Source organism: Psychrobacter sp. TB20-MNA-CIBAN-0197 (genome assembly GCF_040309765.1).
In the GTDB taxonomy this organism is placed as follows: Bacteria; Pseudomonadota; Gammaproteobacteria; order Pseudomonadales; family Moraxellaceae; genus Psychrobacter; species Psychrobacter submarinus.
The window spans coordinates 52,205-65,808 of record NZ_JBEOPC010000006.1 but is presented as its reverse complement, the minus strand read 5'-3'; the positions used below and the strand labels follow the sequence as shown (position 1 = coordinate 65,808).

The window sequence follows — 13,604 nt, the reverse complement described above, 5'->3', positions numbered from 1 at the left end:
TTAAATAGTACTCTCGTTATTCAATCAGACCAGAAAACCGATACCCTGTACCGCGCACCGTTTGAATAAACGTATGGCAGCCAAAGGGCTTTAGTAACTTACGTAGCCGGCGAATGTGCACATCAATCGTTCGATCCTCAATATAGACATTGCCGCCCCAGACCTGATCTAACAGCTGCGGGCGCGTGTAGGCACGCTCCGGATGGCTCATAAAAAACGCCAATAAACGATACTCTGTAGGACCTAAATCGATAACCTGATCATTCGCTGTCACTCGCTGGCTTTTGGGGTTTAGGCTCAGTGCACCTATTTCGATAGGTCTATCACTACTGAGTGCACTACTACGACGTAGTACCGCCTTGATCCTAGAGATCAATTCTCGGGTGGAGAAAGGTTTGGTCATATAGTCATCAGCGCCAGCATCGAGCCCGTGTACTTTGCTATCCTCTTCGCTTTTGGCAGTCAGCATAATGACGGGTATCTCAGCGAGCATCTCATCATTTTTTAGCATACGGCAAAAATCAACGCCGCTCTTATCTCCTGGCAACATCCAATCTAGCAAAATTAGCGCAGGCCTGTGATCAACGACTTGCTGATGAGCCTCTGAGATATCGGCCGCCTGCAAACTCTCAAAGCCTGCCATCTCTAGCGTCATCATCACCATCTCACGAATTGCAGGTTCATCATCAACAATCAAAATTTGCTCGTTGTGCATACTACAGCCTTGTTTTTTAACATACTAATAGGAAATGAAAAGTCGATAAGTACTGATTAGCGTCTGTCCATTAAACACAATAATTATGACAGTTTAATGACAGTAATCCTATCGCCAAACCGCTCTTAAATAAATCTATCCCTGCCAACCTCATAAGAATGAAGCGTGACGTATTTTTTTGAGGCGATCTTAATTTATAAAAAACACTCTATGTCATCAAACTGTCATATTTGCTCGGCACAATGTGCTCATCAACCGCCAAGACAGGTTGTCGAAAAACACAAGTAGCAATACCGCAGTAGCGGAAGTGCTAATTATAACTGCTCAATAATGACAAATAGTGAACTTTAGGAGAAACAATGCGTTATTCATTTATGGCTGTCGCCATCATAAGCACTCTAAGTTTAACCGCTTGCAATAGATCTGCCGATAGTAACTCAAGCACTGAATCAACTGCTTCAGCCCAATCGAGCGCGGCCTCTACTCAGAGCGCTAATACCGCATCAGCTGAAAACGTGTCGATGAATATCACCGGCGCAGGTGCTTCTTTTCCGCAGCCTATCTACGCTAAGTGGTCAGCGGACTACAATGCAGCGACCAAAGGCCAAGTGAACTATCAGTCTATCGGCTCATCAGGCGGCATCAAGCAAATCACTGCAGGTACGGTTGATTTTGGGGCATCGGATGCGCCAATGACGCCAGAAGAGCTAGAAAAAGAAGGCTTGATTCAGTTCCCAACCGTTATCGGTGGCGTGGTTCCTGTCGTGAACATCGAAGGCATCGAGCCTGGCGCACTAAAGCTTGACGGTAAAGTATTGGCAGACATCTATCTTGGCAACATCAGCAAGTGGAATGACGCGGCAATCAAAGCGCTAAACCCAGACTTGACGCTACCAGACAGCCCAATCACTACTGTATTCCGTTCAGACGGCTCAGGCACGACCTTTAACTTCACGGACTACTTGGCAAAAGTATCACCAGAGTGGCAAAGCAGTGTCGGTGTGGACAAAACCGTTAAGTGGCCAACCTCTGACCGCGGCGCGGCAGGTAAAGGCAATGAAGGTGTGGCAAGCTACGTGAACCGTATGCAAAACTCTATCGGCTATGTGGAATACGCGTACGCGAAGCAAAACAACATGTCACACGCGACCTTGAAAAACGCAGCGGGTAACTTTGTACAGCCGTCAATCGACAGCTTTGCTGCTGCAGGCGACATCGATTGGTCTCAGCAAGAAGGCTTCTATAAAGTCATTACCAACTCAGAAACTGACCAAGCATGGCCAATCGCTGCGGCGACCTTTATCTTGGTTCACAAGCAGCCACAAGATCCAAAACAAGTGGCAGGCGTGCTGAACTTCTTTAACTGGGCGTACGACCAAGGCGACGCGGCAGCTACAGATTTGGACTACGTGCCATTCTCAGATACTGCTGTGGCACTGTTTAAAGACAGCTGGAAACAAGTGGTTGATAAAGATGGCAACCCTGTCTATACCCCACAGTAAGAACCGTTAACGCATGACGTCTGTAACCAAGCCGAGGGGCGGATCGCAGGCGTCGTTGCATCGCTTGTATTTAGCGCATCTATTCGAGTAATGAGAGTAACGTTGAGGTGACTATGGTAGGGCACAATCTGCAAACACAATTGGCAAAACAAAAGCGCTGGGATGCTGTCTTTGTAAATACCACCAAAGCAGCGGCGGTGTTTGTGCTGCTGAGCTTAGGGGCAATTTTGGTCTCTTTGATTGTTGGTGCATGGCCAAGTATGCAAACCTTTGGCTTTGACTTTTATACCAGCAACAACTGGGATCCTGTCGCAGGCGAGTACGGGGCGCTGGCACCGATTTACGGTACGGTGATGACCTCGATTATGGCGATTGTGATTGCAGTGCCTATCAGCTTTGGTATTGCCATCTTTTTGACTGAGCTGTGCCCAACCTTTTTAAAGAAGCCTTTGGGCATCGCTATTGAGCTGCTCGCGGGTATTCCCTCTATCATCTATGGCATGTGGGGTCTGTTCGTATTTGCGCCGTTTTTTGGTAATAACATCCAGCCGTGGCTGACCGAGCATTTGGGCGATTTGCCTGTGATTGGCAAGCTGTTCGTCGGTGCGCCGATGGGTATTGGTCTGTTTACCGCCGCGCTTGTTTTGGCGATTATGATTATTCCCTTTATCGCCGCGACCATGCGTGATGTGTTCTCAGTGGTGCCCAATTTGCTCAAAGAATCAGCCTACGGTATGGGCGCGACCACATGGGAAGTGATGTTTAAAATCATCTTGCCTTATACCAAAACAGGGGTGGTTGGTGGCGTAATCTTAGGTCTTGGCCGGGCGCTTGGCGAGACCATGGCGGTGACCTTCTTGATTGGTAATACCTTTAACATCAACCCAAGTATGTTCGCCTCTGGCGTGTCGATTACCTCGGCGCTGGCCAACGAATTTGCCGAAGCCTCTGACCCACTGCACTTGGCGTCACTGCTACACCTTGGCTTGATTCTATTTATGATTACTTTCGTGGTGCTGAGTATCTCGCGCTTGATGTTACGCAATATGGACAAGCGCGCAGGACACTAAGTCGGCGCGCACGGTTTACTACTTTTAATAAGCGTTATGTTGTATGAACGGTCAATCCAGCGACCGATGAATCAAAAGGAATATGTGCATGTCTAGCTTGACTGCTGTGTCACCTGTCTCAACCCCGCCCGCGCAAAAGATTGACCGCGGCTTATACCGCCGCCGCCGTATGTGGAACAAGGTCGGACTGGGCTTTGCGTCTTTTGCCATGGTCTTTGGTTTGTTTTGGCTGCTTTGGATTTTGGTCACGCTCGGTATCGAAGGCATGAGCGGCTTGATTGAGATGCCAGTATTTACCGCAGACACGCCGCCGCCGATGACAGAGGGTGGTTTGCGCAACGCCATCGTGGGTTCAATCATGATTGCCAGTAGCGGTTTGTTTATCGGTGCGCCGATTGGCATGTTGGCGGGTATTTATTTGGCGGAATTTTCAGGCGGCAACAAGCTGGGTCAAGTCATTCGTTTTTTAAATGACATTTTGCTGTCGGCACCCTCTATCGTGATTGGTCTGTTCGTCTATGCCTTGATGGTAAAAGGCGGCAGCTTTTCAGGTTGGGCAGGGGCGTGCGCTTTGGCACTCATCGTAATTCCTGTGGTGGTGCGTACTACTGAAAACATGCTGCTGCTCGTGCCCAATACCTTACGCGAAGCGGCGTATGCGCTTGGTACGCCTAAGTGGAAACTGGTGTTAAGCGTAACGGTAAAAGCAGCGCGCGCAGGCTTGACCACAGGGGTGTTGCTCGCATTTGCCCGTATCACGGGTGAGACCGCGCCTTTGCTATTTACAGCGCTGAACAACCAATACTTTAGCTTAGATATGAGTAAGGCCATGGGCAACATGCCAAACACCATTTATCAGTTTGCCATGAGCCCTTATGACAACTGGCATGCTTTAGCTTGGGCAGCGGCGCTATTGATTACCTTTACGGTGCTTGCGCTCAATGTCATCGCCCGTTATATCGGTGCACGTGAGCGTCATTAATCACGGCCGCGACTCAGCCATTGCCACACAAACGCATATCAGACAGAAAAAAAGGATACTCCCATGACCGACACCGCTATCAAGACACCAAAGACCAAATCCGTATTTACAGAAGAAAGCACTGCCGTGAACACAAAAACCACCCAGCCACCTGTATCGGCCCCTGTTATCAACACACAAGCCAACACACAGACGCAGACAGGTGCCAGCAGCACAACAGAAGAAGCAACGCCAGCAGCGAAAATGCAAATCCGTGATTTAAACTTCCATTACGGTGATTTTCATGCACTAAAAAACATCTCTATCGACATTCCAGACCGCAAAGTGACCGCGTTTATCGGGCCATCAGGCTGCGGTAAATCAACCCTGCTGCGTACTTTTAACCGCATGTATGATTTGTATCCCAACATGCGCGCGGATGGGCAAATCATCCTTGATGGGCAAAATATCTTAGACAAGTCGGTCGATGTCAATTTGCTACGCGCTCGTGTCGGCATGGTGTTCCAAAAACCGACACCGTTCCCGATGTCTATTTTTGATAATGTTGCCTTTGGTGTGCGTCTGTACGAAAAACTGTCTAAAGCGGATCTGGCCGAACGTGTCGAATGGGCACTTAAAAAAGCGGCACTGTGGGATGAGGTTAAAAACAAGCTAAACGCCTCAGGTCTGTCACTCTCAGGTGGTCAGCAGCAGCGCTTGTGTATCGCGCGCGGCGTGGCCACCAAACCTGAAGTATTGCTTCTCGATGAGCCAACCTCCGCCCTTGACCCCATCTCAACAGGTGCGATTGAAGACTTGATTGAAGATTTAAAACAAGACTACACCATCGCGATTGTGACCCACAATATGCAGCAAGCGGCGCGTATCTCAGACTACACCGCCTATATGTATCTGGGTGATATGGTTGAGATTGGCAAGACCGACCAAGTCTTTACCAACCCTACGCAAAAAGCGACCGAAGACTACATCACAGGTCGTTACGGTTAAGTTGCCATAATTGCTACCGATGCCGCTCTGTTGCGGCATCTTTTTTGTCTTATTTTTGCCTTATGAGGACACCATCATGCCGCATCAAATGGCGCACACCTCGCGCAGCTTTGACCATGATTTAAAAGAAACCACGACCTTATTTTTGCACATGGGCGCGCAAGTGGATGAGCAGGTAGCGCATGCCATGCGCGCCTTGATTGAGAGCGACAGCACGCTAGCGGAGCAGGTGATTGAGCACGACAGCCATATCAATCAAATGGAAGTGCAAATTGATGAGCATATTTTGCTGCTCTTAGCGCGTCGCCAACCTGCCGCGCGTGATTTGCGCTACGTGATGGCGATGAGTAAAGGCGTGGTCGATATCGAGCGCATCGGCGATGAAGCGACCAAAATTGCGCATATGGCCAAACAAATCGCCGCCGAAAATCACAACACCTATTGTCACCATGAAGTACAGCACCTGAGCAACCAAGTACGCTTGATGCTGAACAATGCGCTGCTGGCTTTTGAAAAACTACACGCCAATGAAGCATTTGAAGTGATGCGCGATGATGGTAGTGTTGACTTCGAGTACCAGTCGGCGCTAAGGGCGCTGATGACGTATGTCATGGCAGATGCGCGTCAAGTCACACAAGTGATGAATTTGATGTGGGTACTGCGCGCGCTTGAGCGTATCGGCGACCATGCGCGCAACATCGCCGAGCTGGTAATTTATATCAGTAGCGGCACGGACGTGCGCCACAGCGATTTTCATACCGTCAAGCAAGCGGTCGATGCGTCAAAAGACAAGGGGCTGTCCTAGATAAGCAAAATTATTTAGGATAGCACTATGAGAAAGAGTAAACTAAGTTGGCATAAACAAAACAGACTCATCGAGTTATTTAATTTAAAAGGTTTACTAGGTACCTTGACTTCCTCCCCTCCCTAAAGTGAGGGGATTCCTACTAAAGACGGCCAAGCCCGACCGCGAGAATGTTTTTTGCTCCATTAACATCACGTTGGTGGGTCGTTTTACAAGAACGACAAAACCATACTCTTATACCAAGACCTTCTCTACCTTTCGGACTGTCTTGGCGGGAGCCGCAACACGAGCAGGTTTGGGTGCTGTACGCTTCATTGACTTCAAGATAGTGGCAACCTGCGTTCGCGCATTTGTAATCCAGTTGCCGCTTAATCTCAAACCAACCAGCATCATAGACGGATTTGGCCAGTTTGGATGAAGTGAATGATGTTGATTTAATCTTTCCAACAACGATTAGGCTGTTGGCTTTAACAAGCTTTGATGTGAATTTATGGATCAGATCTTGGCGGGTGTTTTTGATCTTGGCGTGAATGGCACGGACCCGTTTTTTATTCTTGGCTCTTTGGGCAATGGCCAGTTTTTCGGCGTATTGATGGGTCAGCTTAGTGGTTAGAACATCGCCATTACTACTGACCGCTGAATCCTTAAAGCCTAAATCAATACCGACTTGGCCAGTGCCGCACTTAATCTTTGGAAATTCTTTAACGGTGATACAGGCATACCAGTAGCCGCGATTGTCTTGCACTAGCTCCAGAGTATTGATGCGGTACAGGGCTAGGTTATAGCTGTCCCATAGATCTATAGTAAGTTTTTTGCCTTTAGCGAGGCTTAGTTGGATAGTGGACTTAAGGCTTTTCTTGCCTGATTGACGGGTTGCTAGATGCTTAATAGCGGTCTTTTTAAAAGGAATCCAGCCCAAACTTCTTCTCTTGGCCTTTGGGTTGTTGGTGCGCCAGTTGAGTTTGGCTTTTTTAAACTGTTTTCGGCTTTTGGAGTGAACCTCACTAATCGCTTGCAAGGTTTGGCTGTGCAGATTTAGGTATTCACCCGCCCCTTTGGTATAAGCGGCCAAGTCATAGGCTGAAAAGAATTTGCCAGTGCGCTGTAAATGTTTAAAACTCAGCTCATTGACGTAGTTCCAGACAAAATTAACTGCACCAGCTAAGATATTAAGCTGAGTGGCGTGTTTGTCTTTGATGCGTAGTTTGAGCGTTTTCATGGATTAATTATGATCTCAATGCAGTTGTTTATCAAGGTATTCACAATATTGTACGACAACGACTGACGTCTGATATCTACGCCCTAGAAGGACGTGGTTTTACGGCGCTGAATGATAAACACCCTTCCTGCCGGCACACGAACGGCTAAGTCTTTACCCTCACCGCTTCCTGAGCAAGCAAACATGAACGTCTGCATGCTCTAGAAGGCGCGCTGCGAGCATGCAACCTGCCGAACCCCACCAACCACGACATAATCAAATTCTATTTTGATATTCTTGTGGTATGCACGCTTGAATTATAATAGTAATTGTAATTACCTTATTGCTGGTTTATAACTATAAACTAAGCATAGGATTTACTGCTTTTATTCTAGATATCCCACTGACTCATTGCAATAAAATGCTTTACAATGGTAATTTTTATTATCATCACTGAATAGTTTGAGCGAAAAGTTAGTTAAATAATGAGCCTATAAGGAACAATAAGATATGCCACCTACTCGATCAAAACCGCCTTCTAACTCTAATCGTAAAAACAAAACTGGCCAACCAAAGAGCAGTAAACTTAAAAAAGACACGCGTACTACGCCTTTAGCTGTAGCGCCTCTGAGTGAGATGCGTCCTGCGACATTAGAGAAAGTAGAAAAAGCGGTTCGTCTGCTTTTTGCCGATAGTGATGCCAGCGATATTACTATGATACAAATTGCCAAGACGGCAAATGTGTCACTGCAGACGCTTTATAAGTACTTTGGCGATAAGCAAACGGTACTTTATACCATTATGGATTTAGTGCTAGGCAGACTTGCCACTAGAATGATGGATCATCTGCAAGGTATCGATAGCGTTGAAGATCGCCTGCGTAAAACGCTATGGGTATGCTTAGATTTTGTCGATACGCATCCAGACGCGGTGATGGTGCTGTCTAAAGTCTCGATAGCGCGTTTTCATAACATCGCAATTTATAATAATAAAGAGCTAATTAATGCATTTTTAAGCGTGCTTGAAGATGGTCAAAAGCGCGGAGTATTAGTAGACACTGTGCCACTGCACATCTTATTTGATGTGTTTATGGGCTTTATTAGTCGCCTTGGTATTATGCAAACAATTCGTCAAGCAGAGGCACCACTAAACGCAAATTTTGATGCTTTATTTAGTATATTGTGGCGCTCTATGTCGAAGCCTGAGTTATCCGACTTATAAGCAGATCATTCATTCAAACCCAGCTATTAAAAAGCTAATTTAGTTAAACTCAGTTTTTTAATAGCCTTTAAACTAAAGCGTTTTTTACGCTTTATTGGCCGCTTTTCTCAGCTCATGACGTAATATTTTACCGACAGTAGATTTTGGCAGCTCGTCTATAAATTCGATATGGCGAGGACATTTATAGCCGGCTAAATTTTTCTTTACACAGCATTTTTATATCCTCCGCCATTAAGTTTTCATCAGCCTTAACGATATAGGCTTTGACCGCCTGTCCTTGGCTTTTATCAGCAATACCAACGACAGAGCACTCGGCAACATTGGGTTGAGTCTCGATGACGTTTTCGACTTCATTAGGATAAACATTAAAGCCGCTGACGATGATCATATCTTTTTTGCGGTCGTATATTTTGATGAAACCTTGCTCATTCATCGAGGCGATATCACCGGTTTTTAGGTAGCCATCAGCAGTGAAAAATTTGGCATTATCGATATTATGATAGGTTGTGATGACGTTATCGCCTTTGATACACATCTCGCCCACCTCATTTAAACCTAGCACCTCATCCCCATCATTGCGAATACTAATATCCACGCCAGGTAGCGGCAAACCGACGTTGCCCGTGTACTCGGTACCATCAAATGGATTGGCAGTTCCTACGCCTAGTGTCTCAGACATCCCCCAGCCTTCCAAAATAGGCAGTCCTGTGATTTCAAGCCAGCGTTTGGCCGTCTCAGGCGTGGCTGCCATACCGCCCACTACCGTTAATTTACATTCTGAGAAATCCAGTTTACGAAAGTCAGAATGGCTGACAAAAGCTTGAAACAGCGTGTTCACCCCGGGCAGCAGATGAAAAGGACGTTTGGCTAAAATTTTAATAAAGCTATCAAGGTCACGCGGGTTAGTGACTAAAGTCAGATGCTGACCGACCGTTAAGCCAACTATCGAGCAGATAAAAGCATAGATATGATACAGCGGCAGGGCAATAATGGTATTCATCTGCACGTTATCAGCCATACCAGCATAGACCGGTTTGAACCATTCAACGTACTGATAAGTCGCGGTGACGACATTTTTATTATTGATTAAGATACCTTTAGCAACCCCTGTCGTGCCGCCAGTATATTGCAACATGAGTAAATCATCTGGGCTGATGTCTGGACGCGTATAAGGTAGGATTTTGGCTTGTTTTAGTAGCGCTTTATAACTGATGACGCTGTAGCTAGCATTGGATGTCAGCTGATAACTAGGAACGGCTTTTTTTAGATATTTTGCGGCGATATCTATTGCCATCCCCTTAGCCGCTCCTAACATATCGCCAATTTTACTAACGACGACGGTTCTGATAAGAGTTTCATCGATTATTGTTTCAAGCGTATTACAAAAAGGTTCTAAAATAAAAATGGCTTTTGCATCGGAGTCAATCAGCTGATGCTTTAACTCGCGAGGGCTATACAGCGGGTTAATGAGGGTGGTCACCATACCTGCACGTATAACACCGATGACAATAGGCAGGTACTGATGAACATTCGGCATCATAATAGCTATGACTGAGCCTTTAGCGAGTCCCAAATTTTGAATCCAAGCGGCAATCTGCAATGACATGCTATCGATTTGCGCATAGGAGTAGCTGACGCCCATATTGCTAGTAAACTGACGATCAGCAAACGCTTGCAATTTATCATCAAATATATCTAGCACCGTACTATGTGGTCGATCTATATAGGCATTAACCCCCGCTGGATAACCCTGTGTCCAAAACTTATCCATAACTTACCTTCCTTGGTAATCGATTTATAGTAGATAATGTTGACCCTGCATCCACAAAAACTAGCTTTTAAATTCAGTCTTTTATAACTTGCCATCCTAATGTTGTCTGGTGCTCATCTTGATGGGCAAATAGTGGATGACTCTTGGCCTCCTCTAAGCTCAGTACTGGCGTTACACAAACGTCTGTAGTCTCAAAAGCTTGCTGCCAAAACTCAAGCGGTTGACTGGCAAACTTATCACTGACTTTTGTGGCCGCCTCACGGCTTTCAGGCAGGTTTGGCATCACCCCGCGCTGCCAATGCGCGTCTTTGAGCTCAGGCAGCCCCAATACCTCGCACAGCCCTTGCCAAAATTTTAGCTCTAGTGAGCCTACCGCTATGTAGCGTTTATCAGACGTTTGATATAAGCGATAACAAGGCAATAGTCCACCCAAGAAGTCATAATTTGGCGGCGGGTTTTGTCCTGAGAAGCTTTTGACGAGCTCCCCTGTCGCTTTTGGCATGACCATATGGTTATACAAGCTATGAGTCATACTCATCGCAACATGGCGACCTTTACCTGTGCGCTGTGCGGCGAATACCGCTGCTAACAAGGCAATTACTGCCGTATCACTACCACCTGCCAAATCGGCAAACTGAATGTTAGGCATGGCCTGCTCACCAGTTGCTGTGCGCAGCTGATCAAGTACGCCACTCATCGCCATAAAGTTGATATCATGACCGGCTTTATCTGCCCAGTCGTGAGCGATTTGAGCGTTATCACTATCGTTAGTCATGCCGTAACCCGTAATAGAGACGATAACCAATTTTGGATTAATAGCATGTAAGGTTTGGGCGTCTAACCCCATCCCTTTTAGCACCCCAGGGCGAAAGCTATCGAGCATGACATCAGCGTCTTTGAGATGCGCTTTGATAACCTCTATGCCTTTGGGGTCGCGAAAATCAACCTTACCGATAGTTTTGCCGTGATTTAAAGCTTCAAACAAGCCGCCTAAAGCGCGGGCAGGATCGCCGCTTTTTGGCTCAACCTTGGTAATCTCAGCGCCCAAATCCGCAAGCAGACGCGTGGCAAAGGGCCCAGGTAGGTTGCGCGTCAAATCTACAACGCGCAGTCCTTGTAAGCAGTCGCTCATACCCTCTATTGCGTGAGCTAAATTAGCCATCCACAAACTCCTCGCCACTTGCAGCCATATCTACCAAAATCTTAGCCGGCTCAAAACGCTCGCCATATTGCTTGGCTAGCTCACGGCTACGAGCGACAAAGCGCTCGACACCCATGGAGTTGATAAACTGCAAAGTGCCGCCTTGGTTTGGAGCAAAACCCCAACCAAAGATAGAGCCGATGTTGGTATCTGCGACCGAGCGCACCACGTTTTCTTCAAAACATTTCGCCGACTCGTTGGCTTGAATAAACATCAAGCGATCGACTAGATCTTGTTGCGAGGGCTGCTCGCTACTGGTTGGATAGAGCTCGGTCAGCTTAGGCCATAGATGCTTGTCGCCTTTGTCTGGATAGTCATAAAAGCCTTTGCCGTTCTTTTTACCTTCGCGCTCATGCTCTTTGACTAAGGTTTTAAGAATGTCGTAAGAGGGACGCATCGCCATGGTTTTACCCTCCACCTCCATATCTTTTTGCTGTTGCTCGCTAACATGCAGCGCTAAGCTTAACGACACCTCATCTTGTAGCGCTAAGGGCGGCATAGGCATACCCGTCTTTAGACCTGCGACCTCAATACTGCGGGGATGCACGCCTTCGCCTAGCATAGCGACGCCTTCTGAGACATAAGTACCAAACACCCGCGAGGTATAAAAGCCGCGACTATCATTGACGACGATTGGGGTTTTGCCGATTTGACCGACGTAATCAAAAGCTTTGGCTAAAGTTGCATCATCGGTTTGCGCGCCTACGATAATCTCAACCAACGGCATCTTATCAACTGGCGAGAAGAAATGCAGACCGATAAACTGCTGCGGGCGCTGGCTGGCCTCAGCCAGTCCGGTGATAGGCAGAGTTGAGGTATTAGACGCATAAACGGCCGTTTCTGGTATAACGGCTTCCGCTTGCTCAGTACACTTAGCTTTGATTTCACGGTTTTCAAACACCGCTTCAATTATCAAATCACAATCTTTTAGGTCGTCATAGGAGACGGTTGGTTTAATACGAGCTAGCAGCGCTTGTTTTTTGTCCTCGGTAGAACGTTTACGGCTGATGGCTTTATCTAAAATAGTCTCAGAATAGGCTTTGCCCTTTTCAGCTCCTGCTATATCTGTATCGAGTAAAACCACATCGATACCGACTTTAGCCGTGACATAAGCGATGCCTGCGCCCATCATACCCGCACCTAAGATACCCACCTTTTTGGTTTGATAGCGCTCAAAGCTATCAGGACGTGATTGGCCTTTTTTGATGTTGTTAAGCTGCGTCCAAAGCGTGCTGATCATATTTCTAGATTCAGGCGATAGCACACAAGCGGCAAAATAGCGCGACTCAAGCTCAAGGCCAGTGTCGATATCGACAATGCATCCTTCAAAGACGCAAGACATTATATGAGTGGTCGCAGGATAATTACCATGCGACTTTTGATTCGCCATCGCAGGCGCGATAGAGAATACTTGTACTACTTTTGGATGCTTGCTATCACCGCCGGGAATTTTAAAGCCCTTTTTATCCCAAGGCTGCTTTGCTTGCGGATTGGCTTTGATCCACGCTTTGGCTTGCGCTAACATATCTTCATTGTCCGTCGCTATAGCGTCGATAAGACCGATATCCATTGCGGCTTTAGGCCGTAGCTCTTTGCCTTGGGTCATTAGCTCTAGCGATTTTTGAATGCCAACTAGCCTTGGTAGACGCTGAGTACCACCGCCGCCAGGTAGCAAGCCAAGTTTGACTTCTGGCAGACCCAGCTTAGTCTTTGGCGAGTCAATCGCAATGCGATAATGACAAGCTAATGCCAGCTCCAACCCGCCGCCAAGCGCCGTTCCTGTCATCGCAGCCACGACGGGCTTGCCTGCGGTCTCAAGCCTGCGGAGGCTGCCTTTTAATTCTTCAACCAAGTCAAAGGCTTGCTGCGCGGTTTGTATATTAGAGAGCTGATCGATATCTGCGCCAACCACGAAACTGTTTTTTGCCGAGGTTAGAATTAAGCCTTTCGCAGAATCATCACCAATAAAGCTGTCCGTCACAGTCGCAAAAGCGTCGTTAAAACCATCGCCGATAACGTTCATTTTACGATCGCTTTGATCGATAGATACGGTGATGATACCCTCATCATCCCGCTCAGCTGAAAAATTTGCTAGCTTGTTTATTGCATCAAAGCTGTCTGTAGTCGTTGTCATTTTTTGTCCCTTAAATGA

General features: G+C 46.9%; 11 protein-coding genes. 6 read left to right on the top strand and 5 right to left on the bottom strand.

Going from position 1 to position 13,604, the window contains the following annotated elements; genetic code table 11:
- Positions 1-16 precede the first annotated feature (16 nt).
- Positions 17-715 (bottom strand): phosphate regulon transcriptional regulator PhoB, encoded by a 699-nt coding sequence (phoB, locus tag AAEY83_RS03105; RefSeq protein WP_025646970.1) that lies wholly within the window; start codon positions 713-715, stop codon positions 17-19.
- Positions 716-1,074: 359 nt separating this feature from the next.
- Here phoB and pstS point away from each other — a divergent pair, with 359 nt between their 5' ends.
- The 5 genes from pstS (at position 1,075) to phoU (ending at position 6,061) form a co-directional block, all read left to right on the top strand.
- On the top strand, positions 1,075-2,217 hold the full coding sequence (gene pstS, locus AAEY83_RS03100) for a phosphate ABC transporter substrate-binding protein PstS (protein WP_025646969.1): 1,143 nt from the start codon (positions 1,075-1,077) through the stop codon (positions 2,215-2,217).
- A gap of 113 nt (positions 2,218-2,330) precedes the next feature.
- Positions 2,331-3,287 (top strand): phosphate ABC transporter permease subunit PstC, encoded by a 957-nt coding sequence (pstC, locus tag AAEY83_RS03095; protein ID WP_025646968.1) that lies wholly within the window; start codon positions 2,331-2,333, stop codon positions 3,285-3,287.
- Positions 3,288-3,456: 169 nt separating this feature from the next.
- Complete coding sequence (gene pstA, locus AAEY83_RS03090; RefSeq protein ID WP_227501963.1) at positions 3,457-4,269, top strand: phosphate ABC transporter permease PstA; 813 nt, start codon at positions 3,457-3,459, stop codon at positions 4,267-4,269.
- Between the two features lie 243 nt (positions 4,270-4,512).
- Positions 4,513-5,256 carry a phosphate ABC transporter ATP-binding protein PstB gene (pstB, locus tag AAEY83_RS03085; protein WP_051397514.1) on the top strand — a complete coding sequence of 248 codons (744 nt, stop codon included), beginning with the start codon at positions 4,513-4,515 and terminating at the stop codon, positions 5,254-5,256.
- Positions 5,257-5,332: 76 nt separating this feature from the next.
- Complete coding sequence (gene phoU, locus AAEY83_RS03080) at positions 5,333-6,061, top strand: phosphate signaling complex protein PhoU (protein ID WP_025646965.1); 729 nt, start codon at positions 5,333-5,335, stop codon at positions 6,059-6,061.
- A gap of 142 nt (positions 6,062-6,203) precedes the next feature.
- Here the strand turns inward: phoU and AAEY83_RS03075 are convergent, their stop codons facing one another.
- Complete coding sequence (locus AAEY83_RS03075; RefSeq protein ID WP_351058451.1) at positions 6,204-7,280, bottom strand: RNA-guided endonuclease InsQ/TnpB family protein; 1,077 nt, start codon at positions 7,278-7,280, stop codon at positions 6,204-6,206.
- A 489-nt stretch (positions 7,281-7,769) separates the two neighbouring features.
- On the opposite strand from AAEY83_RS03075, the gene AAEY83_RS03070 reads away from it, so the two are divergent.
- Entirely contained in the window at positions 7,770-8,480 is a 711-nt protein-coding gene (locus tag AAEY83_RS03070) for a TetR/AcrR family transcriptional regulator (RefSeq protein WP_025646963.1), read from the top strand.
- Positions 8,481-8,661: 181 nt separating this feature from the next.
- Here AAEY83_RS03070 and AAEY83_RS03060 read toward each other — a convergent pair whose 3' ends face one another.
- The 3 genes from AAEY83_RS03060 to AAEY83_RS03050 all read right to left on the bottom strand — a co-directional run bounded on the left by AAEY83_RS03060 (position 8,662) and on the right by AAEY83_RS03050 (position 13,586).
- Positions 8,662-10,251: an AMP-binding protein gene (locus AAEY83_RS03060; protein ID WP_227501960.1), complete on the bottom strand. Its 1,590-nt coding sequence runs from the start codon at positions 10,249-10,251 to the stop codon at positions 8,662-8,664.
- Between the two features lie 73 nt (positions 10,252-10,324).
- Positions 10,325-11,413, bottom strand: a complete 1,089-nt coding sequence (locus AAEY83_RS03055) for a CaiB/BaiF CoA transferase family protein (RefSeq protein ID WP_025646962.1) — start codon at positions 11,411-11,413, stop codon at positions 10,325-10,327.
- Positions 11,406-13,586 carry a 3-hydroxyacyl-CoA dehydrogenase NAD-binding domain-containing protein gene (locus tag AAEY83_RS03050; RefSeq protein WP_025646961.1) on the bottom strand — a complete coding sequence of 727 codons (2,181 nt, stop codon included), beginning with the start codon at positions 13,584-13,586 and terminating at the stop codon, positions 11,406-11,408. Before AAEY83_RS03050 ends, AAEY83_RS03055 begins: the two co-directional genes overlap by 8 nt.
- Positions 13,587-13,604 lie beyond the last annotated feature (18 nt).

Coding starts and splice junctions, on each gene's coding strand:
- phoB (WP_025646970.1), bottom strand. CDS start 715: ATGCACAACGAGCAAATTTTGATTGTTGATGATGAACCTGCAATTCGT.
- pstS (WP_025646969.1), top strand. CDS start 1,075: ATGCGTTATTCATTTATGGCTGTCGCCATCATAAGCACTCTAAGTTTA.
- pstC (WP_025646968.1), top strand. CDS start 2,331: ATGGTAGGGCACAATCTGCAAACACAATTGGCAAAACAAAAGCGCTGG.
- pstA (WP_227501963.1), top strand. CDS start 3,457: ATGTGGAACAAGGTCGGACTGGGCTTTGCGTCTTTTGCCATGGTCTTT.
- pstB (WP_051397514.1), top strand. CDS start 4,513: ATGCAAATCCGTGATTTAAACTTCCATTACGGTGATTTTCATGCACTA.
- phoU (WP_025646965.1), top strand. CDS start 5,333: ATGCCGCATCAAATGGCGCACACCTCGCGCAGCTTTGACCATGATTTA.
- AAEY83_RS03075 (WP_351058451.1), bottom strand. CDS start 7,280: ATGAAAACGCTCAAACTACGCATCAAAGACAAACACGCCACTCAGCTT.
- AAEY83_RS03070 (WP_025646963.1), top strand. CDS start 7,770: ATGCCACCTACTCGATCAAAACCGCCTTCTAACTCTAATCGTAAAAAC.
- AAEY83_RS03060 (WP_227501960.1), bottom strand. CDS start 10,251: ATGGATAAGTTTTGGACACAGGGTTATCCAGCGGGGGTTAATGCCTAT.
- AAEY83_RS03055 (WP_025646962.1), bottom strand. CDS start 11,413: ATGGCTAATTTAGCTCACGCAATAGAGGGTATGAGCGACTGCTTACAA.
- AAEY83_RS03050 (WP_025646961.1), bottom strand. CDS start 13,586: ATGACAACGACTACAGACAGCTTTGATGCAATAAACAAGCTAGCAAAT.